This window comes from Adhaeribacter aerolatus, assembly GCF_007991635.1.
Taxonomy (GTDB): domain Bacteria; phylum Bacteroidota; class Bacteroidia; order Cytophagales; family Hymenobacteraceae; genus Adhaeribacter; species Adhaeribacter aerolatus.
The window spans coordinates 77569-99432 of sequence record NZ_BJYS01000016.1; the positions used below are offsets into that span (position 1 = coordinate 77569).

20 protein-coding genes and 1 other RNA gene are annotated in these 21864 nt (G+C 44.5%); 15 read left to right on the plus strand and 6 right to left on the minus strand.

Annotated elements, in window-relative coordinates; translation table 11 throughout:
- Nucleotides 1–102: 102 nt before the first annotated feature.
- The 9 genes from pseB to AAE02nite_RS11660 all read left to right on the plus strand — a co-directional run bounded on the left by pseB (nt 103) and on the right by AAE02nite_RS11660 (nt 10225).
- Nucleotides 103–1125 carry a UDP-N-acetylglucosamine 4,6-dehydratase (inverting) gene (gene pseB, locus AAE02nite_RS11620; protein WP_146897904.1) on the plus strand — a complete coding sequence of 341 codons (1023 nt, stop codon included), beginning with the start codon at nt 103–105 and terminating at the stop codon, nt 1123–1125.
- A 13-nt stretch (nt 1126–1138) separates the two neighbouring features.
- The gene (pseC, locus tag AAE02nite_RS11625) at nt 1139–2320 is read left to right on the plus strand and encodes a UDP-4-amino-4,6-dideoxy-N-acetyl-beta-L-altrosamine transaminase (RefSeq protein ID WP_218033481.1); all 1182 of its coding nucleotides are present in this window, start codon (nt 1139–1141) and stop codon (nt 2318–2320) included.
- Entirely contained in the window at nt 2317–3051 is a 735-nt protein-coding gene (locus tag AAE02nite_RS11630) for a cytidylyltransferase domain-containing protein (protein WP_146897906.1), read from the plus strand. Before pseC ends, AAE02nite_RS11630 begins: the two co-directional genes overlap by 4 nt.
- Nucleotides 3052–3068: 17 nt before the next feature.
- Nucleotides 3069–4541, plus strand: a complete 1473-nt coding sequence (pseG, locus tag AAE02nite_RS11635; protein ID WP_146897907.1) for a UDP-2,4-diacetamido-2,4,6-trideoxy-beta-L-altropyranose hydrolase — start codon at nt 3069–3071, stop codon at nt 4539–4541.
- 50 nt (nt 4542–4591) lie between these two features.
- A complete protein-coding gene (pseI, locus tag AAE02nite_RS11640; RefSeq protein WP_174761948.1) occupies nt 4592–5632 on the plus strand; it encodes a pseudaminic acid synthase in 1041 nt (346 codons plus the stop codon).
- A 1-nt stretch (nt 5633) separates the two neighbouring features.
- Nucleotides 5634–6914, plus strand: a complete 1281-nt coding sequence (locus tag AAE02nite_RS11645; RefSeq protein ID WP_246150986.1) for a glycosyltransferase family protein — start codon at nt 5634–5636, stop codon at nt 6912–6914.
- A 252-nt stretch (nt 6915–7166) separates the two neighbouring features.
- Nucleotides 7167–8642: a lipopolysaccharide biosynthesis protein gene (locus AAE02nite_RS11650; RefSeq protein WP_146897908.1), complete on the plus strand. Its 1476-nt coding sequence runs from the start codon at nt 7167–7169 to the stop codon at nt 8640–8642.
- Nucleotides 8643–8767: 125 nt separating this feature from the next.
- Complete coding sequence (locus tag AAE02nite_RS11655; protein ID WP_146897909.1) at nt 8768–9094, plus strand: hypothetical protein; 327 nt, start codon at nt 8768–8770, stop codon at nt 9092–9094.
- Between the two features lie 318 nt (nt 9095–9412).
- A complete protein-coding gene (locus AAE02nite_RS11660) occupies nt 9413–10225 on the plus strand; it encodes a DUF6565 domain-containing protein (RefSeq protein ID WP_146897910.1) in 813 nt (270 codons plus the stop codon).
- 74 nt (nt 10226–10299) lie between these two features.
- Here the strand turns inward: AAE02nite_RS11660 and AAE02nite_RS11665 are convergent, their stop codons facing one another.
- The 4 genes from AAE02nite_RS11665 to ffs form a co-directional block, all read right to left on the minus strand.
- Entirely contained in the window at nt 10300–11016 is a 717-nt protein-coding gene (locus tag AAE02nite_RS11665) for a cell division ATP-binding protein FtsE (RefSeq protein WP_146897911.1), read from the minus strand.
- Nucleotides 11017–11020: 4 nt separating this feature from the next.
- A complete protein-coding gene (locus AAE02nite_RS11670) occupies nt 11021–11224 on the minus strand; it encodes a fructose-6-phosphate aldolase (RefSeq protein ID WP_146897912.1) in 204 nt (67 codons plus the stop codon).
- Nucleotides 11225–11335: 111 nt separating this feature from the next.
- Nucleotides 11336–11992, minus strand: coding sequence for a fructose-6-phosphate aldolase (fsa, locus tag AAE02nite_RS11675; protein WP_146897913.1), 657 nt, complete (start codon nt 11990–11992; stop codon nt 11336–11338).
- A gap of 106 nt (nt 11993–12098) precedes the next feature.
- An RNA gene (gene ffs / locus AAE02nite_RS11680) (signal recognition particle sRNA small type) lies at nt 12099–12198 on the minus strand.
- Nucleotides 12199–12368: 170 nt separating this feature from the next.
- Here ffs and AAE02nite_RS11685 point away from each other — a divergent pair.
- From AAE02nite_RS11685 to AAE02nite_RS11710, 6 genes are all read left to right on the plus strand, one after another.
- Entirely contained in the window at nt 12369–14012 is a 1644-nt protein-coding gene (locus tag AAE02nite_RS11685; RefSeq protein WP_146897914.1) for an ABC-F family ATP-binding cassette domain-containing protein, read from the plus strand.
- A 169-nt stretch (nt 14013–14181) separates the two neighbouring features.
- The gene (gene guaA, locus AAE02nite_RS11690) at nt 14182–15711 is read left to right on the plus strand and encodes a glutamine-hydrolyzing GMP synthase (protein ID WP_146897915.1); all 1530 of its coding nucleotides are present in this window, start codon (nt 14182–14184) and stop codon (nt 15709–15711) included.
- 2 nt (nt 15712–15713) lie between these two features.
- Nucleotides 15714–17417, plus strand: a complete 1704-nt coding sequence (locus AAE02nite_RS11695; RefSeq protein WP_170252584.1) for an ABC transporter substrate-binding protein — start codon at nt 15714–15716, stop codon at nt 17415–17417.
- A gap of 18 nt (nt 17418–17435) precedes the next feature.
- Nucleotides 17436–18743: a glutamate-1-semialdehyde 2,1-aminomutase gene (hemL, locus tag AAE02nite_RS11700; protein ID WP_146897917.1), complete on the plus strand. Its 1308-nt coding sequence runs from the start codon at nt 17436–17438 to the stop codon at nt 18741–18743.
- 176 nt (nt 18744–18919) lie between these two features.
- Nucleotides 18920–19456, plus strand: coding sequence for a dCTP deaminase (gene dcd / locus AAE02nite_RS11705; RefSeq protein ID WP_146897918.1), 537 nt, complete (start codon nt 18920–18922; stop codon nt 19454–19456).
- A gap of 163 nt (nt 19457–19619) precedes the next feature.
- Entirely contained in the window at nt 19620–20105 is a 486-nt protein-coding gene (locus tag AAE02nite_RS11710; RefSeq protein ID WP_146897919.1) for a DUF4890 domain-containing protein, read from the plus strand.
- 94 nt (nt 20106–20199) lie between these two features.
- On the opposite strand, the gene gldC is transcribed toward AAE02nite_RS11710, so the two are convergent.
- Both gldC and dnaN read right to left on the minus strand, forming a co-directional pair.
- The gene (gene gldC, locus AAE02nite_RS11715) at nt 20200–20541 is read right to left on the minus strand and encodes a gliding motility protein GldC (protein ID WP_146897920.1); all 342 of its coding nucleotides are present in this window, start codon (nt 20539–20541) and stop codon (nt 20200–20202) included.
- Nucleotides 20542–20652: 111 nt separating this feature from the next.
- Nucleotides 20653–21777, minus strand: coding sequence for a DNA polymerase III subunit beta (gene dnaN / locus AAE02nite_RS11720; protein WP_146897921.1), 1125 nt, complete (start codon nt 21775–21777; stop codon nt 20653–20655).
- Between the last annotated feature and the right edge of the window lie 87 nt (nt 21778–21864).

Sequence of the window (21864 nt, forward strand, 5' to 3'; positions counted from 1 at the left end):
GCTTGCAAAAGTACTGCTAGAAAATATGTAACTTGCCGCCCGTTAAAAGTAACAGGTTGCAACCGCTTTTAAATTTAAAGCAGCCTTTTTAAATAGCAAAGAATGGATTTAGATCTGAATAATACTTCTATCCTGGTTACCGGTGGCACCGGGTCGTTCGGCAAGCGATTTGTACGCACTATTCTGGAGCAGTACCCCAACGTAAAAAGGTTGGTTATTTACTCACGCGACGAGCTGAAGCAATTTGAAATGGCCCAACAGTTTTCGCCAACGAAATATAAAGCTATCCGGTATTTTATAGGCGATGTGCGCGATGGTGAACGCCTGCGCCGGGCCTGCGAAAATATTGATGTAATTGTGCACGCCGCCGCCTTAAAGCAGGTACCTGCCGCGGAATATAACCCAATGGAGTGCATTAAAACGAATATTTTCGGGGCTGAAAATGTAATAAATGCGGCCCTGGACTGCGGTGTTAAAAAGGTAGTAGCGCTGTCTACAGACAAAGCAGCCGCTCCAATAAACCTGTACGGCGCCACCAAACTATGTTCCGATAAATTATTTGTAGCCGCCAACAACATGAAAGGCAGCCGCGACCTGGCTTTTTCGGTGGTCCGGTACGGTAACGTAATTGGTTCCCGGGGTTCGGTAGTCCCCTTCTTTTTAAATAAACGGAACGAAGGCGTATTACCCATCACCCACCCCGACATGACCCGTTTTAATATTTCGTTGGATGAAGGCGTTGATTTGGTTTTACATGCTTTGCAGCATGCCTGGGGCGGCGAAATATTTGTACCCAAAATTCCATCTTTTAAAATAACCGATTTAGCCGAAGCAATTGCCCCCAACGCCAAACTCGAAGTAGTAGGCATCCGTCCGGGAGAAAAACTGCACGAAGAAATGATTACCGAAACTGATTCGTATAGCACGGTAGAGCTAAATAAATATTTTGTGATTCTGCCGGCCACGCCCAACAAATGGACCGCTGATGAATTTATCAGCGCCTTTAACGGGAAAATGGTAGAACCGGGCTTCCGTTATAATTCTCAAACCAATAAAGAATGGCTGAACCCGGCAGAATTACAGGAATTAATCCGGCTGCACGTAGACCCCACCTTTTCGGTTTAAAGTCAAAATAATTATGAAGCCCATTCCTTACGGCCGCCAGCACATTACCGATGCGGATATCCAAGCCGTAGTAGAAACCCTGCAATCGGATTTCCTGACCCAAGGGCCGAAAGTAGCAGAGTTTGAGAAAGCTTTTGCCGAATACATAGGGGCAGATTACGCTGTAGCGGTGGCTAACGGCACCGCAGCCCTGCATTTATGTGCCTTGGCTTTAGGCGTTACGGCCGGCACCCGGGTTATTACCACCCCTATTACCTTTGCGGCTTCGGCCAACTGCATTAAATATGCGGACGGTGAAATCTATTTTGCTGATGTAGACCCCGAAACGGCTTTGATGGATATTCAAAAAGTAAAAGCGCTGATCGAAAGTAAACCCAAAGGTTATTTTTCCGGCCTTATTCCGGTTGATTTTGCCGGCTACCCGGTAGATTTGGAAGCATTCCGGGCATTAGCCAACCAGCATAACCTCTGGATAATAGAAGATGCCTGCCATGCGCCAGGGGGCTATTTTGTAGATACAGCCGGTCAGGCCCAAAGATGCGGCAACGGCCAATTTGCCGATTTGGCCATATTTTCGTTTCATCCGGTAAAGCATATTGCCACCGGCGAGGGTGGAATGATAACTACTAACCGGCGAGATTTATACGAAAAACTTTTGCTCCTCCGAACCCACGGCATTACCAAAAACCCCGAACAACTGCACCAAAACCACGGCGGCTGGTACTACGAAATGCAGGAACTGGGCTATAATTATCGTATGCCCGACATGCTGACGGCTTTAGGCATTTCGCAATTAAAACGAGCCGATGCCGGTTTACAACGCCGAAAAGAAATAGCCCACCAGTATGACACTGCTTTTTTCACGCATCCGCAGATTAAAATTTTAAACCCGGCGGTGTACCGTAATACCGAACCGGGAAAAGAAATATTACACGCGTACCACCTGTATGTTATTCTGGTAGAGGACCGTAAAGGCTTGTACGATTATTTAAAAGCCAACCAGATTTATGCGCAGGTACATTATATTCCGGTGCATACCATGCCGTATTACCAAAATTTGGGTTTCAAACAGGGCGACTATCCGGTGGCGGAAGGTTACTACGAAAAATGTCTGAGTTTACCGATGTTCCCGGGTTTGCAGCCTACCGAACAGGATTTTGTAATCGCTAAAGTACTGGAATTTATAGGCCGATGAGCAACCCGTTAAATATTGGCATTATTTCGCAGGCCCGCGTAACGAGCACCCGTTTGCCGGGCAAAGTATTGCTCCCGATTGGCGGTAAACCGGTGTTGCAGTATCATTTGGAGCGATTACAAAAAAGTAATTTACCCGTTTTTATTGCTACCACCACCAATGCCTCCGACGAACCAATTGTTGCTTTCGCGCAGGCACAGCATATCCCAGTTTACCGGGGCGATGAACAAAATGTACTGAGCCGCTATTACGAATGCGCCCGCCAAAACAATTTAGCTATTATCATTCGGGTTACTTCTGATTGTCCGTTGATAGATGGCGATTTAATCTCTGCGGCGGTACAAAATTATAGCCTAGCCCTGGATAAAAACTTATATTATTCTAACTGTTTGGTTCGTACCTTTCCGCGCGGCTTCGATTTCGAAATTTTTTCTTTCGCGTTGCTGGAGGAAGCGTATTATAAGGCCACGCGGCCAGCCGAATTGGAGCACGTAACACCTTATATTAATCAGAATCAATCCGGGCAGGTCCGACTGGGTCATTTTACCCAGCCTGAAGACAAAAGCCAGTACCGGATTACGTTGGATACGCCCGAAGATTTCGAACTCATCCGGATTCTGATTGAGCAGTACCAAGCGCAAAATCTATCGGCAGCCGAAATAATTAAGTTATTGGATGCACACCCGGAGCTGGTTCGCATTAATGCCCAGGTAGAGCAGAAAAAGTTATAAATTTATTTTAAGCTAATTTGAGACAACAGAAACGCATTATATTCCGGGCCGATGGCAATGCTCATATTGGTTTGGGGCACCTGACCCGCTCTTTAGCCTTAGCCACCATGCTAACAGAAGAGAATACGTGCGTTTTTATTACCCAGGCTCCCGCTTCCGAATTTATAACTTCACTGGAAAAAGCTGGAATAGGTATTATCCCCCTGCCTGTTACCCCGGACTACAAACAGGAAGCAAGCAGTTTGGCTAATATGCTAAAACCAACCGATGTGGTTGTGCTGGATGGCTACGTTTTTGATACGTATTACCAGCGAACACTAAGAAGTAAAGTAAATAAAATCCTTTGCCTTGATGATATTCATGCTTTTCCATTTTTGGCAGATGCTATTATTAATCCGGCAGGCGGTATAACCCCCAATAATTACCAGGCCGAAACTTACACCCATTTTTTTCTCGGTCCTGGTTATGCCCTGCTACGGGAACCTTTTTTAGAAGCAGCAACACAAACCCGGGACATTAAGAAAATTCAAAATATTCTTTTGAACATGGGTGGGGCAGACCCGGAAAATCAAACTTTGCACCTGCTTCAATCAGTACTCCGAAACCAAAAAAATTTAAACGTACAAGTTGTGGTTGGAGCGGCTTACCGGTATTATAACGAATTGCAGAAATACGTCCAGCAGTATTCTAACATTTCGGTACACCAGAATTTGGATGCTGAAGCTATGTGCGCCTTAATGAAAAACTGTGAGGCGGCTATTCTACCACCCAGTTCGGTGGCATACGAATGGTGCTCAATTTCGGGATTGCTGTTTGTGCACCAGATAGCCGATAACCAAAAAGATTTAGCGGCTTTTTTAACGCAACAGGGCTTAGCCTTACCTTTAAACCAGTTGGAAGAAGTTCTGGCCGACCCGGATAGAACCGAAATCATTACGCAGCAGATAAACCAACAACGGCGTTTTTTTGATGGCAAAAGTAAAACCCGGTTAAAACGGATTTTTTCGGACCTGATTATTTTGGATTCACTGCAATTAAGAATAGCCGAGACTAATGATATGCAGCAATTATTCCGATGGGCCAATGACCCGACCGTTCGGCAACATTCCTTTAACCCCGCTCCTATTCCGCTCGAAATACACGAACGGTGGTTTAACGGTAAATTAAACAGTCCGGATTGTCTGCTTTTGATTGCCCTGGTGGATGAGGTACCCGCCGGAATGATTCGGTTTGATATCAAAGCAAGCGAGGCAACCATTAGTTACCTCCTGGATAAAAATTTCCGGGGTAAAGGTTTAGGCTCCTGGTTGCTGACCGCCGGAGGAGTAAAATTGCAAGCGCTAAGGCCCGAAATCAGGTATATTATTGGCCATGTGCAGGTGTCAAACCTAGCTTCCGTCGTTTCCTTCCGTAAAGCCGGCTTTACCGAAACAGAGACTATTCCGGCAGCAGAACCCAACAGCTTGATTTTTGGCAAAGAATTAAATTAGCTTAATTTTGCTTCTACGGGCGGGCAACCCAAAATCCAGGAATTTTATACATGAATATCATCAATATTGGTAATTACCAGGTTGGCATAGGGCAGCAGCCTTTTATTATTGCCGAAATGTCGGGCAACCACAACCAGTCGCTGGAAAAAGCATTGGCCATAGTGGATGCAGCGGCAGAAGCGGGTGCGCACGCCTTAAAGCTGCAAACCTACACCCCCGATACCATGACCATTGCCGGCGCCCACACCATTCAGGACGAGGGCTCGTTGTGGCAAGGCCGGGAATTATACGATTTGTATAAAGAAGCTTATACCCCCTGGGAATGGCACCAAGCCATATTTGATCGGGCTACCCAGCAAGGCATGGTGGCCTTTAGCTCGCCTTTCGACGAAACAGCTGTTGATTTCCTGGAAAGTTTGGCGGTGCCCTGTTACAAAATTGCATCCTTTGAAAATACCGATCTGCCCTTGCTGAAAAAAGTGGCCGCCACCGGCAAACCCGTTATTATGTCTACAGGCGTAGCCACCCTGGCCGATATTGACGAAGGCGTAAGAACGTTGCAAGAACATGGGTGTAATCAGTTAATATTATTGAAATGTACCAGCACTTATCCCGCCTCACCCGAAAACACTAATCTGCGCACCATTCCGCACCTGGCCCAATTGTTTAACCTGCCGGTTGGGTTATCGGACCATACCATGGGCGTGGGTGCCTCGGTAGCCGCGGTGGCTTTGGGCGCTTGTGTAATCGAAAAGCATTTTACCTTAAGCCGGGCCGAAGGTGGCGTAGATGCAGCTTTCTCGCTGGAACCCTACGAACTTAAATTGCTGGTAACGGAAGCCGAACGGGCTTTTTTGGCCTTAGGAAAAATTCAATACGGTGTTCAAAAAGCCGAACAGAAAAGTCGTTTGTTTAAAAGGTCGGTTTATGTGGCGGCGGATATTAAAGCCGGCGATAATTTTTCGAAAGAAAATTTGCGGGTTATCCGGCCAGGCAATGGCTTAGCGCCCAAATATTACGAAGAAGTACTGGGTAAAGTAGCCAAAACCGACCTGAAAGCCGGCACACCCTTAACCTGGGATTTGCTTTAATATGTTCCGGAAGCTGGTAGGGGTTTATGCGAATATTTTGCACCTGCGTTTCACCGATGCTTTTGCCAAACTACCGCCCGCTACGCTCCAAGCTATTTCGCCGAATACCCTCCTGGGGCGGCTCACGCATATTTTGCTTTACATCGGCGGGCGCCTAGTTCTGAATATTTTTTTGCCCCTGCGCAACCCCGAAGATATTAAGGGAAAAATCTGGCTGTATGTGGTTAGTAAAAACAATTACGAATCGCTGCAATTTTTACGGGAAAAGCTGCCGGACAGCGTGTTTGTAGCCGGCCAAAACAAAGAAATTGGTATTTACAACCCAAAAGTAAACCGCCTCTCTACCCGTTCAAAGCTATTATATTATTATAAATTTCTGCCTTTGCTATGGGGGTTGAACCGCCTAAAAGGCAAAAGAGCGCTGCGTTTTTTTGATTTAATTTTCGTAGCTACGGGTTATTACGAGCTATCGCGCCGGTACCTACAAAAATATAAACCAACGGCCATTATTTTCGCCAACGACCACAACACCGACCCCCGCGCCCTACTTCTTGCCGCTAATGAACTAAGTATTCCAACCATTTACATCCAGCACGCGAGTGTCAGTACCAGTTTTCCGCCGTTGCAGTTTAGCTTAAGTTTACTCGAAGGCCAGGATGCACTGGATAAATACCGGCAATGCGGCCCCATAACCGGCGAAGTTAAACTGATTGGTATGCCCAAAGCAGATAAATACCTCCATGATAAAAATTTAAGTTCTTCTATCCGCCGCGTTGGAGTTGCCGCTAATATTATTGATGAAATCGCACCCATCCGGGATTTGTTAGCAGACCTATCCCGGGAATTCCCGGATATTATTTTCACCCTCCGGCCGCACCCCGGCGATAAAAGAGATTTTAGTTTCATAAAGGACATTAAGAATAATGTACGCTTCTCAGATGGCAAAAAGGAACAAGCCTTTGATTTCCTGAAACAGCAGGACGCCCTCATCGCGGCTGACTCCTCTATTCACCTGGAAGCTACCATGCTTAATATTCTCTGCTTCTACTACCGGTTTAACACTACCGAATTTATTCCGGATTATTACGGATATGTGAAACAAGGCCTAGTTGAGCAAGCTAATGATGCTAACCATTTAATGAGACTGCTGCACCAATATCGAAACCATCGGCCCCTGGTTTATGAACGGGCCCGCTACTACAACGCCGTTCTGGGTACCGAATACGAAGGCAGAAGCCATGAATTGGCTGTTAAATATATTCAAGAGCATTTAAAGGCGTAAATCCAGACTAGGAGTTTACCGGCTTTAAATCTTTTTGTAAGACCTATTATCTCCATATTTAAAATATTAAACTGCTACTAATTACTTACCTATTCAAGTATAATAATCACTTTTTAAAAACCATATTCCCTTACAAAGGAGCTACTTGAACCTTGTTTTTCCGGGCTAAAATTACCTGTTCCGATAAAAATCTAAGGAACTCTCCGGAAAATAGCGAAATTTGCGCCGGCTAATTTTTTCACCAGCTTTTGCATGGGCATTATTAAACGTCAGGGAATCCAGAATACCGTAATTTCTTACGCGGGAGTAATTATTGGGTACATTAATACTGTTTTGCTGTTACCCAGAATTCTGGATGAAGAGTTGGTAGGCCTGACGCGGCTGTTGCTGACTATTGCTGTTTTATATGCGCAATTTTCGGCTTTGGGTTTTGCCAATGCAGGTGTTAAATTTTTTCCTTATTTCCGCGACAAAGCCAACCAGCACAACAACTTTCTGGTATTTTTTCTGGGCATACCGCTTGTCGGGTTTCTCGCTATTTCTCTCCTTTTCTTTCTTTTTCGGGATGTAATTATAAATTATTACATCAAAGAATCGCCTTTAATTATAAATTACTATTATTATATTATTCCGCTCGGTTTTTTTACCCTGCTGTTTAATTTATTTAATGCCTATCTTACTTCGCTTTATAAAACCGTAGTTCCTTCTTTTATTCAGGACTTCTTTCTGCGGATTTCAATAACCTTAACCATTCTGGGTTACTCGTGGGGATTATACAACTTCGAGGTTTTCCTGCTACTGTTTGTGGTGGCAAACTGTTCCACGGCTTTGTGCCTGCTGGTATATATTACCTGGCTGAAACAGTTATTTATTCGCCCGGAACTAACCGCTTTAAAAGAAAAGCCGCTGAAATCAATGGTGCGCTACGGCCTGTTTGCCTTATTAGGCAATATTTCCAGCACCATTATTATCTCTATCGATACCATGATGATTGGGCACTACCTGGGCTTAGGCGAAGTGGGTATCTATACTACGGCCGCGTATATTGCCAGTGTTATCCTCATTCCGGGCCGATCATTATACAAAATTGCGCTGCCCCAGATTGCAGATTTCTGGAAAACGGAAAATACCGTGGCGCTCGCTAAGCTTTATAAGCAGGTAACCCGCATGAACCTGGTTATCGGGTGTTTACTCTTTATAGGTATTTGGGCAAATATAGAGAATATGTTTGCCTTACTGCCCCCGCAGTATAGCCAGGGGCGTTACGTCATCTTGTTTCTGGGTTTGGCCCGCCTCTTCGATTTAGCAACCGGTATCAATGGCCACATCTTAATTACTTCTTACCGGTACCGTTCTGATTTAATCCTGAATATTCTTTTATCTGTTCTGACCATTTTCAGCAACTTGTTGTTTATTCCGGCTTACGGCATAGAAGGCGCCGCCTTGGCCACCATGCTTTCCTATGTGCTGATTAATCTGTTAAGGTTAATATTGGTTTGGTTTTGGTTCCGGATGCAGCCTTTCGATAAAACATCGCTGCAAATTATTTCCTTGGCAGCGGTGAGTTATTTAGCCGGAGTTGCGCTGCCTTATTTATTTAACACACCGGTAGATATTGCCATTCGCTCGGCCCTGATTACCCTTATTTACGGAGCGGGCATCTTATTTCTGAACCTGGCACCCGAGCTAACCAAAAAGCTCCAATCGATGTTGTTAAATAACAAATAATATTTTAAAAAATAATTTCACCCCGGCTTATTCCTCTTGCGTAAAATACGCAACCGTAACCCTTGTGCACTACAACCGTTACAGGCAAGAGTCATTTTAAAAATTAGTTAAAGGAGGATAAACTGATGAAAAAACTAATGAAGCTGTTACCAGCCGTTCTGATGGCAGGGTTGGTAAACGTATACGCAATTAATGCGGCTACTCTGGAAAAGGTACCTGTAAATAAAGCTAAAGATTTTACTTCTGTTCTGCAGGATACTACCACAAACAAAGCCCGGGCTAAAAAAGGAGCCAAAGAAGTTGGCAGTGGCGCCAAAGAAGTAGGTAAAGGCACCAAAGATTTAGCCGTTAGCGGAGCCAAAGCCACCGGAAAAGGTGCGAAGAAAGCTGGTAAAGCGGTTAAACATACTGCCAAAAAAGGAGCCGAAAAAGTAGATAAGGCCGTAGATTAAAAAACAGCCAGTGAGCTATTTACTGGTTTTCACGTCTAAAAAGTCTTACCCTAAATTTACGGGTAAGACTTTTTTTTACGAACCTGTTTTGAATATAAACAGAGTAATTTATACCATATATTCAAATTCAGCAGAACCGGCCATATATGAAGTAAATACAATTTTTAACTTTATAAGTTCCAGGTTCAAAAATCCTTTCATTTCGTATATAAATTACGTATTTACAGATTGTTGGCAGTTGCAACAATACCTAACCAAAAGCGTAAATATTAAGCTGCATAAAGCAGAATTGTTTAAATATAATGACGGACCGAAAATATGAAAAAGCTAATAAATATTTACGCTTTATATTACCTGTTACTGGGGAGCCTGGTTGTTACCGGCATAAGTTGTTCCTCTACCAAAAGGCAACAAATATCTGCCGCCAGCGAAGAAGCCTTCATCGATTTTAAAAGCTATGTAGCCAGTGTAGAAAATTCAGTGAACAGCGAAGCCGATGATGCAGCCGATAAATGGCGGGAAACTACTGCGCGGGTTGAAACTACCTATAAAGAAAAAGAAAACAAGCTGGAGCAATTTGCTGATAATTGGTCTGATGAGCGGAAAGCCGAGGTTGCTTCTTTAAAAACCAGGTACAAAACTTTCCGGGAAAGACAAGAAAGTGAACGCGAAGCGCGCTTAGCCAACAAAGCCCAAATGTCTGCTACATCTGCCAACGGCGGGGTGGCCGCTGATTTTAATACGACTGATATTAGTTCTATGCCGGCCACCAGCGTTCGGGTAGCTTTCGAAAATTTTGTCAGCCGCTTGCAAGCGAACAAAGACAGCTACACCAAAGAAGACTGGCAAACAATTAATAATTTCTACGCAGCCTTAGAAGCTCGCCGGGAGGCGGTAGAAGACCAGTTAACCGATAATGACAAATACGAAATAGCCAAAGCCAAAACAAAATATGCCGCTATCAAAGGTACCAGCCTGGCTGCTCCACACGTAAAAGAAGCTGCTTCGGATATTAAAGAAGCTACTAAAAACGGAGCAAAAAAAGTAGGCAACGCGGCCGAAAAAGTTGGTTCGGAGGTGAAATCCGGCACCAAAAAAGCCGTTAAGAAAGTAGACCAAAAACTGGATTAATACGACTATAATTACAAGCTAATAAAAAAGCCTTTTCTGAAGTGAAAAGGCTTTTTTATTAGCTAAATACAGCTTCAGAATCCCTGGTTATCAGTTAATGCAAAATTATGTCTGGCAGAATCCAGTACCTGACCGTTTTCGCATTTAAGTACCCGCTTGGGATAGCGTTGAATAATATGGTGGTTGTGGGTAGCCATTAACACTGCGGTTCCGGAATTATTAATTTCCAGAAAAATCTGCATAATGCCTTCGGCCACTTCGGGGTCCAGGTTACCGGTTGGCTCATCGGCCAGTAAAATAACCGGCTCGTTTAACAAAGCACGGGCAATTACAATTCGTTGCTGTTCGCCACCCGATAATTGGTGCGGCATTTTTGCGCCGGCAGCTCCCATGCCTACCCGCATCAACACCTCCGAAATCCGGTTCTTCATTTTCGACTTTTCTTTCCAGCCGGTAGCTTTCAGCACAAAAGTCAGGTTGTCGTTAACGTTCCGGTCGGTGAGCAGTTGAAAGTCCTGGAAAACAATACCAATTTTGCGGCGCAGGTACGGAATCTGGTCTCTGGAAATCTTGAATATTTTAAAACCGGCCACCAGGGCCAAACCGCTGCGCAATGTTAAATCGGCGTAAAGCGTTTTGAGCAAAGAGCTTTTTCCGCTGCCGGTTCTTCCAACCAGATAAACAAATTCGCCTTTTTCTATCTCAAAATTTACCTGGTTCAGTACGGTATGCACATCCTGGTAAATAATTACATCTCGTAACGTTACTACCGGCGAAGAAGAAAATTCCATGCTGTTAAATTTCCAGTTTCTGCAATTTACCAAACTCCAGATTCTGAATTACTTCGGCCAGCGCTTCTTCTTTCCCGGCCAAACCATAGCGCTCAATATTTTTTAGCGGCCGGTCGGCCCGAAAATAAGCAATGAGCACAAAATGCTCATCGCGCAACTGGATGTAATCCGGAATTTTGGCTTTGCCTTTAACTTTTATGATGTACATTTATTTTAATTACGAATTAAAAGTTATGAATTAGAAATTATAAATACTTCTTTAAAACAGGGAAATAGTTTTGAAGCATTTATAATTTCTAATTTTTAATTCATAATTACCCTAAATGTTTACTTTTTTGTGGTCGGCTAAGAATTTGGCTAAACCACTATCGGTTAAAGGGTGGTTTAATAATGAAGTAATTACGTTTAACGGACAGGTAACCACATCGGCTCCTATTTCGGCGCATTGCAGTAAATGCATCACGTGGCGCACTGAAGCTGCTAAAACTTCAGTCTGGAAGCCGTAATTATCGTAAATCTGTACAATCTGCTGAATTAACTGTAAACCATCGGTTCCTACATCGTCTAAACGACCCACAAACGGCGATACATAAGTAGCACCTGCTTTTGCCGCTAATAAAGCTTGTCCGGCAGAAAATATTAAAGTACAGTTGGTACGGATGCCTTTGTCGGAGAAGTATTTTATCGCCTTCACGCCATCCTTAATCATCGGCACTTTAACTACAATATTATTATGCAGTTCAGCTAAAGCTTCCCCTTCCCGGATAATGCCTTCGTAATCTACGGCAATCACTTCGGCGCTGATATCGCCATCTACAATTTCGCAAATGGCTTTGTAGTGGGCCATTACATTATCGTGGCCGCTGATACCTTCTTTCGCCATCAGCGATGGGTTGGTGGTAACACCATCTAAAACACCTAAATCGTGCGCTTCCTGAATCTCTTTAAGGTTGGCAGTATCGATAAAAAATTTCATACAAAAAGTTTTATAGGTTCAAACCACAAAGCTAAGGTATAACTTGGGTTTTAAAAGAATTAAACGGGAGAAATTGTCGGGAGGATTCGTTGGGGTATGGGCAAAAAAAAGTGGCAAACCGAGTATCGCGCCGCTCAACCATCTACCCTTGCTTCCTTCCGGACCTGGGGGAGTTCAACAGGAGCTGGCCGTACCGATTTGCCGATGCAAAATTAGCAAATATTTTAAACCTGCCAAAATTATTCTGTATAATATTTTGTTACCCTCCTGCCAGGGCTGCGCTTACTAACTCTATTAAAAATATTATTCAGCTTTAGTATCTCCGGCAAAGTGGTAAAATAAATAATATCTTTGCCCCTCTATTTTATTAACCTATATGATTTCAGTTGACTCGGTTTCGGTAGAATTTAATGGTTCGGCCCTTTTTAAAGACATTGCCTTTAACATTAACGAAAATGACCGCATTGCCCTCATGGGTAAAAACGGAGCCGGAAAATCTACTCTATTAAAAATTATTGCGGGCGTTAGTAAACCTACCCGCGGAAAAGTATCAGCTCCTAAAGATGCGGTAATAGCTTATTTGCCTCAGCATTTACTTACCGAAGACAACAGCACGGTGTTTGAGGAAGCCTCCAAAGCCTTTTCTAAAATTCTGGACATGAAAAAGCAGATGGATGCGCTGAATGCCCAGTTAGAAACCCGTACGGATTACGAATCGGAAGAATATTACACCATTATTGAGCAGGTGTCGGAGCTGAGCGAAAAATATTATTCCATTGAAGAAATAAACTTTGATGCCGAAGTAGAGAAAACCTTGAAAGGCTTAGGCTTTTCGCGGGATGATTTTAACCGCCCAACTACCGAATTTAGCGGCGGCTGGCGCATGCGCATTGAGCTGGCCAAAATATTACTGCAGCAACCCGATTTGATTTTACTGGATGAGCCCACGAACCATTTGGATATTGAATCTATTCAGTGGCTGGAAGATTTTCTGGTAAATAATGCCAAGGCGGTAATTGTAATCTCGCACGATAAAACCTTTGTCGATAATATTACCAACCGCACCATTGAGGTAACCATGGGCCGGATTTACGATTATAAAGTTACCTACACCCAATATTTACAACTGCGGAGAGAACGCCGCGAGCAGCAGCAAAAACAATACGACGACCAGCAGAAAGAAATTGCCGACATCCAAGGCTTTATCGATCGCTTTAAAGGCACTTATTCTAAAACCTTGCAAGTACAATCGCGGGTAAAAATGCTGGAGAAAATGGAACTGATTGAGGTGGACGAAGTAGACACCTCCGCTCTGAACCTGAAATTCCCGCCCGCCCCGCGTTCCGGCAATTACCCGGTGATTGCCGAAGAACTTACGAAAAGATACGGCGACTATACGGTATTTAAAGATGCTTCTTTGGTAATTGAACGCGGCCAGAAAGTAGCTTTCGTGGGTAAAAACGGCGAAGGAAAATCGACGCTGGTAAAAGCCATTATGAACGAGATTGATTATGACGGCAAGCTGCAGTTAGGCCATAACTGTATGATTGGCTACTTTGCCCAGAACCAGGCCTCTTTGCTCGACGAAGAACTCACCATTTTCCAAACCATCGACCAGATTGCTGTAGGCGAAATCCGGACGAAGATTAAAGATATTCTGGGGGCATTCATGTTCAGCGGAGATGCCGTTGAGAAGAAAGTTAAAATGCTTTCGGGCGGTGAAAAAACCCGCTTGGCCATGATTAAACTGTTGTTGCAACCCGTAAACCTGCTGATTCTGGATGAACCGACGAACCATTTGGATATTAAAACCAAAGATATTCTGAAAGATGCCCTAAAAGCCTTTGACGGCACTTTAATTTTAGTATCGCACGACCGGGATTTTCTAGATGGTCTAGCCGAAAAAGTTTTTGAGTTCGGCAATAAACGCATTAAAGAACACTTCGAAGACATTAACGGCTTTCTGCGCAACAAAAAAATGGATAACCTGCGCGAAATCGAAAGAACCGTAGCCAAGTAATATTTAAACCATTATTCCCTGTAATTCCGGAATACCACTTATATAGAGCCTGTCTCTAATGAGTGGTATTTTTCTTTCAGGCGCAGTAATAATTTTCGCCAAAAGGCAATCGTCGCAAAAGAATCGGGTAAATCCTTTAATCTGCGGAAAACTGTGTTTAATTTTGCGCATGCCAGAGAAAATTATCATCCTCGATTTTGGCTCGCAATATACCCAGTTAATTGCCCGCCGGGTACGCGAGCTTAATGTTTACTGCGAAATTTATCCTTATAATAAACTACCGGAACTCACCCCGGATGTAAAGGGACTTATTTTATCGGGCAGCCCCTGCTCGGTGCGCGATACCGACCATCCCAATCCGGAACTAAGCGGTTACCGGGGCCAGGTACCGGTTTTAGGGGTTTGTTACGGCGCCCAGTTATTAGCCCACGAAAATGGCGGCGAAGTATTGCCTTCTACCATCCGGGAATATGGCCGCGCGCTTCTGGCCGAGGTACACGCCACCAACCGGCTGATGAAAGAGATCACCATCGGTTCCCAGGTTTGGATGTCGCACGGCGATACCATTAAGCACATACCAGCTAATTTCGAAATTATTGCCAGCACCGACTCCGTGGCGGTAGCGGCTTACAAAATAGCCGATGAAGAAACTTACGGCATTCAGTTTCACCCCGAAGTAACCCACTCTGTTGAGGGTAAAACCGTATTGCGGAACTTTGTGGTGCATATCTGCGGCTGCTCCCAGGACTGGACCCCGGATCAGTTTGTCGAAACTACGGTAGCCGACTTGCAAAATCAGTTGGGGAACGATAAAGTTGTGCTGGGTTTATCCGGCGGGGTAGATTCTTCGGTAGCCGCCATGCTCATTCACCAGGCTATTGGCAAAAACCTGTACTGTATTTTCGTAGATAACGGCCTGCTCCGGAAAGATGAGTTCGAAACCGTGCTTGACTCCTACCGCCACATGGGCTTAAACGTGAAAGGCGTAGATGCCCGCGATCGGTTTTACAGTGCTTTGGCCGGTATTTCCGACCCCGAGTTAAAGCGCAAAGCCATTGGCCGCGTATTTATAGAAGTATTCGACGACGAAGCCCACCAGCTTACCGATGTAAAATGGCTGGCGCAGGGTACTATTTACCCCGATGTGATTGAATCGGTATCGGTAAAAGGGCCATCCGCAACCATTAAATCGCACCACAATGTGGGTGGCTTACCCGATTTTATGAAACTAAAAGTAGTGGAGCCGCTGAAAGCTTTGTTTAAAGATGAGGTGCGTTTAGTAGGTAAAACGCTGAAAATAGATGATCTGATTCTGACCCGCCACCCATTCCCGGGCCCAGGATTAGCTATCCGGATTATCGGCGACATTACCCCGCAAAAAGTAGCCGTACTCCAGGAAGTAGATCATATATTTATTTCTAACTTACGTAAGTCAGGTTTATACGATCAGGTTTGGCAAGCCGGCGCTATTTTATTACCCATTCAGACGGTAGGCGTAATGGGCGACGAACGAACCTACGAAAACGTGGTTAGCCTGCGGGCTGTTACCAGCGTAGATGGCATGACGGCCGACTGGGCGCATTTACCGTATGAGTTTTTAGCAAATGTTTCGAACGAAATAATTAATAAAGTAAAAGGCGTTAACCGGGTAGTTTACGATATTAGCTCTAAGCCACCCGCCACCATCGAATGGGAATAAACATGAACCAATGCTATTTCTTAAAAGCCAGGCTGGTGCTCTACTGGCTGGCTTTTTTGTTCTTACCCTTATCTGTTTCGGCGCAATCGGCAGCGGAACTGGACACCCGTTTGGCAAACGGCCGGTTGCTACTGGACCAGCAAAAATACGAGTTGGCTATGGCCGAATTTGTACCGGTAGTAAATGCGCCCAAGAACTACCGGAATTTACCCGAGGCACTTTACTTTTATAGTGTTGCTGCCCTAAACGCCAAGCGGGTCCGGGAAGCGGGCGGCCGCATTGATCAGCTATTGCAGCAATTTCCGTCGTGGGAAAACCTGGATGAAGCACGTTATGTAGGTGCCGCCATTGCGTTTGAGCAAAAAGATTACGCCAAAGCTTTGGCTTTGCTCAACGACATTAAAGCGAAAGAATTTGATGATGATAAAGCTAAAATAAAGGGTTTATACTTGCCCCGCATAATCGAAAAGGAGGCTTTTACCCGACTTTACCAGCAAAACCCCGATGATCGGGAACTGGCTACTGCTTACGCCGATAAACTGGCTGGTGGCTGGTATACCGAAGCCGATAAAGAAACCTTAGAGAATATTGTTTCGAAATTTAAACTTGATAAAAAAAAATATTCGGGTAAAGCATTAGCCAGCGGCCGTAAAACCCAGTATAACGTGGCGGTACTGCTGCCTTTTGGCTTAAACGAGCCTAACAGCGCCCAGGCATTGCGCAAAAACCAATTTGTAACTGATTTATACGCCGGTATGCAAATGGCCAAAGATTCATTGGCCCGGAACAACATTAATTTAAATTTATTCTCCTACGATGCGCCCGCCGATACCAACCAGGTAAAGAAAGTGCTGAGCTTACCCGAAATGGCTAATATGGATTTGATTATTGGGCCGGTGTATAAATCGGCGAATAAAATAATATCCCGGTTTGCCCAGCAGCACCAGATTATTGCCGTAAATCCACTTTCGGATGATATTAGCTTGATTCGGAACAACCCTTACCTGTATTTATTTCAACCTTCCATAGCTACCCAGGCCCGCAAAAGCGCCAACTTTGCTTACGATAATTTCGGGCCTAATGGCGCCGTTATCATTTACAGCAATACCGAAGACGGAATGGAATATGCGCGGGTATACCGGGCAGAATTTGAAAAAAGAGGCGGCAAAGTTCTGTTGTCCAAAGCGGTTAGCCCCTCGAGCACCGCTTCCGGTTTATACTCAGGAGTCGATTTTACCAAAGTAGGTCACCTGATGATAGCTTCTAACAGTATGCCGGTAGCGGTAAATACCATGAGTACCCTCGAACGGCTTCCGGGCAAAATTCCGGTTATCACGTTTGCCTCCTGGCTGGATATCAGCCAAATGAGTTTGGACCAACTGGATAATCAGGAAATCTATTTTTTAAATCCGAAGTTTGTAGATACCTCTTTGCCGGCGGTGCGGGAGTTTAAGAAAGATTACAAAGCCCGTTACCACATTCCGCCTTCGGTTTATGCCTATACCGGCTTCGATTTGCTTTATTATTTCGGCAATATTCTGGCGCGGCATGGCTCCCACTTCAACAGTACCCTGGCAGCCGAAGGGCCTATTTCAGGGGCTTTTTTCCAGGGAATTGGCTACAACGCTGAGCGCGACAACCAATATATTCCCTTTTTAAAACTGGATAACCTACAGATAAATGTTGTTAATCCGGTTTTTAAATAATATTATTTTAATTAATAAATGAGCGAAAGAACAAATTCCAGTAGTCTTAAATTATTTCAGCGGGCCCAGGAACTTATTCCCGGGGGAGTTAATTCGCCGGTCCGTGCGTTTAAAGCCGTTGGCGGTAATCCGGTTTTTATGAAATCGGCCAAGGGCGCTTTTCTGTACGACGAAGATGACAACGAATATATTGATTTAATAAATTCCTGGGGCCCGATGATTCTGGGCCATGCCTGCGAAATGGTACAGGAAGCAGTTAAGGAAGTGCTACCGCATTCCTTTTCGTATGGCGCCCCCACCCGCCGCGAGGTAGAAATGGCCGAACTGATCATCAGTATGGTGCCGTCTATTGAAAAGGTGCGGATGGTAAATTCAGGTACCGAAGCCACCATGTCGGCGATACGGGTGGCGCGAGGCTTTACCGGCCGCGACAAAATTATTAAATTCGAAGGCTGCTACCACGGCCACGGCGATTCTTTTCTGATTTCGGCAGGCAGCGGAGCCGTTACGTTGGGCGTACCCGATAGCCCCGGCGTTACCAAAGGAGTGGCGCAGGATACTATTACCATTCCTTACAATAATTTAGAAGCCGTAAAGCAGGCCGTAGAAGCGGCACCCGGACAAATTGCTGCTATTATTATTGAGCCAGTAGTGGGCAATATGGGGCTGGTAGTACCGGTAGCCGGCTTTCTGGAAGGTTTGCGGGAAATTTGCACCAAAGAAAATATTGTGCTCATTTTCGACGAGGTGATGACCGGCTTCCGGTTAGCAAAAGGCGGTGCCCAGGAACGATTTGGCGTTATGCCCGATATGACTACCTTGGGTAAAATTATTGGGGGTGGTTTTCCGGTGGGTGCTTACGGCGGCCGGAAAGATATTATGGATGCAGTAGCCCCGGCCGGCCCGGTTTACCAGGCAGGCACCTTATCAGGCAACCCGGTGGCCATGGCAGCCGGTTTAACCATGCTTCGTTATTTAAACGAACACGATGAGGTTTACGCTTACCTCGAAAATATTTCGGATAAACTGGTACATGGCATGCGCGAAAACCTGGATAAATTGGGACTGAATTATACCATTAACCAGGTTGGTTCTATGTTTAGCATCTTTTTTACCCGCCAACCAGTCACCGATTTCGATTCGGCTAAAAAATCGGACCTGAAGCTGTTCGGGCAATATTTTAACCACATGCTACAGCGTGGCATCTACCTGGCTCCTTCTCAGTTTGAAACCCTGTTTATCTCCACGGCCATTACCGACGAATTAGCTGATAAATATTTAAAAGCAAATTTCGAATCGTTGCAGGCAATTAAAAATTCCCGCTAAAGCTTCTTTAACAGGAAACAGGTAAAAAAAAGCTCCGCGTATCCGGAGCTTTTTTAATTGGTTTATCCAGCGAATGTCATTTCCTCCGGTAAAAAAATCACCGAATATTAGTAGCAACATGCTGATTTGATAATTACTATTTATTTATAATTTTACATAAGATACTAGCTGCCCCCATGATTTTAACAGATAAAGAAATATTAAACCAGATTGCCGAAGGTAATATTGTTATAGAGCCTTTTAACCGGTCTTTTCTGGGAACCAACTCTTACGATGTACATTTAGGCAAATATTTGGCTACTTACAAAGACCCCGTAATTGATGCGCGTAAACACAACGAGATTGCTGTTTTCGAAATACCCGACGAAGGATTTGTGTTGCAGCCCGGCACATTGTATTTGGGTGTAACCCAGGAGTACACCGAATCACACGCCCATGTGCCTTTTCTGGAAGGTAAATCCAGCGTAGGCCGGCTGGGAATAGATATTCATGCCACCGCCGGTAAAGGCGATGTGGGTTTCTGCAACACCTGGACTTTAGAAATTTCGGTTACCCAACAGGTTCGGGTTTACTTTGGAATGCCAATTGGCCAGCTCATTTATTTTGAAGTAAAAGGCGAAATCGAAAATTTATACAATAAAAAATCATCGGCCAAATACAATGAGCGGACTATAAAGCCCGTTGAATCAATGATGTGGAAAAACAATTGGTAAGTATATTTTTAAGTATAACCTCCAAAATTTTACATTTTTACTTTTAATCTTGTAGATATTCAGCGCTTAGTTTTCGTATAATATGGGTAAGTGGCAACTTTTTTAACCGGATAGATGTTAAAAAATAACCAATAATGTACTGAACCTAAACTATGATAAAGATATGAAAAAGATAATTGTAATGTCGTGCCTGGTTTTTGCTTCGGCGTTTAGTGCCATTGCCCAGGATAATAAAGGTACGGCTACCGAACGAGCCAACCGCCTTACCGACCGGATGATTCAGGAACTGAAGCTGAACAACTTCCAGGCTAACCGTTTACGGGCTATTAACCAGGAGAAGGTTAATAAGATGATGGACATTGAACAGAAATTCGCCGGCAACGATGCCCTGGTAGATAAAAACTGTTTGGGTGTTTGTAAGGAGCGCGACCAGGAGCTGGAAAGCTTTTTAAGCACAGACCAGTACAGCGCTTATTATGGTGCCAGAAGTAAATATTATAGATACGATAAAGATTTTGCCGCGCAGATTGGTGCTTTACCTACTTTAGCCGGCAAACAAAAAAAACCGGTTTTACCCGTAGGCGAAAGCAAAGTGGTTCCGGTGAACAAAACAGCCGCCGTTATTACGGCTGATGAGGGTTCCCGGTAGTCTCTAGCGCTTTACTTAGCTGCAAAACAAAGGCCTCACTTTCGATAAAGTGAGGCCTTTGTTTTACTTATACGCCGCTTATCTTTAGTGTGTATTATTTTGGTTGTTGTTGCCCCTCTTCATCCAGGTGTTTGCTAATGTCCTGGCAAAGTGCCCGAATTTTGCCGGCTATCACTTCGTCGCCGGTAGCTGTTAAAAGGGTTTGAGCCATCGAGCCCAGGGTATCCAGATAAAAATGTTTCATTTCGTCTACGGGCATGTCTTTCGTCCAAAGGTCCATTTTCATGGTGCCGTCCTGGTTGCGGTCCCAAAGGGCAATATTAATGGCTTTGGCAAAATGAATTTGTTCACCGGCATCGGTAGCCCGCCAGCTGATGGCTTCTGGAATATTATTATTATCGAGGGCTACGCTGAAATATATTTCTGATTTTTTCATGGCGAATTAAAATATTTCCGCAAAGGTAAAGCAATTGACGGGGAATACCAGTAGTACGATAACAAAAAAGGGGAGCACCTCCCCTTTTCTGCAACTAAATTGTTTGTATGGTTATACGTAATTATTCAGCATTACCGGCATTACCAGCATCAGAATATTCTCGTTATCGTCGTTAGAAGTAGGCATCAGCAAGCCGGCGCGGTTAGGAGTCGAAAGTTCCAATGAAATCTCGTCCGAATCAATATTATTCAGCATCTCGATCAGGAAGCGGGCGTTAAAGCCAATCTCCATATCTTCCCCGTCGTACTGGCACGAAAGCCGCTCGTTCGCTTCGTTCGAGAAATCCAGATCCTCGGCCGAAACATGCAACTCGCTGCCCGCGATACGCAAACGGACCTGGTGCGTGGTTTTGTTTGAATAAATCGAAATACGTTTAATGGAACTTAATAAATCGTAACGATCAATTACCAGCTTGTTTGGATTCTGCGCCGGAATAACATTTTCGTAATCCGGATAACGCTCGTCTATTAAACGGCAAACCATCCGGATATTTTCAAAGCTGAAGAAGGCATTGGAAGTATTAAATTCAACCCGCACCGTGGTAGGCTCGGCCGGCAAAGTAGATTTTAATAAGGTAAAGGCTTTGCGCGGAATAATAATAGAAGCCGTATTGCCGGTAGCCACATCGAAGCGGCGATACCGCAGTAGCCGGTGACCATCGGTGGCGACAAACGTAATATTATTATCGTTTAGCTGCACAAAAATACCGGTCATGGCGGGCCGCAATTCGTCGGTACTAACAGCAAAAATGGTTTTGTTAATAGCCCGGGCCAGCATGTTGGAGGGCACCTCAATAGAATTATTGCTTTTAACCACCGGTACTCGCGGGAAATCGGTGGCGTTTTCGCCCGATAATTTGTAGCGTCCGTTAGCTGAGCTTAATTCAATAGTATAGGTTTCTTCGTCGATGGTAAATGTAACCGGCTGATCGGGTAAATTCTTCAGCGTATCGAGCAAAATTCGGGCGGGGGCGGCTATCCGGCCATTTTCTTTCGCTTCCACGTGCATCTCGGTTATCATCGAGGTTTCCAGGTCGCTGGCCGTAATGGTTAAGGTCCCTTCGTTTATTTCGAAAAGAAAATTTTCCAGAATGGGCACTACCGGGTTAGACGAGATAACGCCATTAATGCTCTGAAGCTGTTTTAATAAGGCCGAAGACGATACAATAAATTTCATTCCGAACAGTCGTTTATATTTTAAATTAATCTATTACAGGGAATTATTAACTAAACCGCAGGGGCCAGTAAGCAACCACTCTTTCGC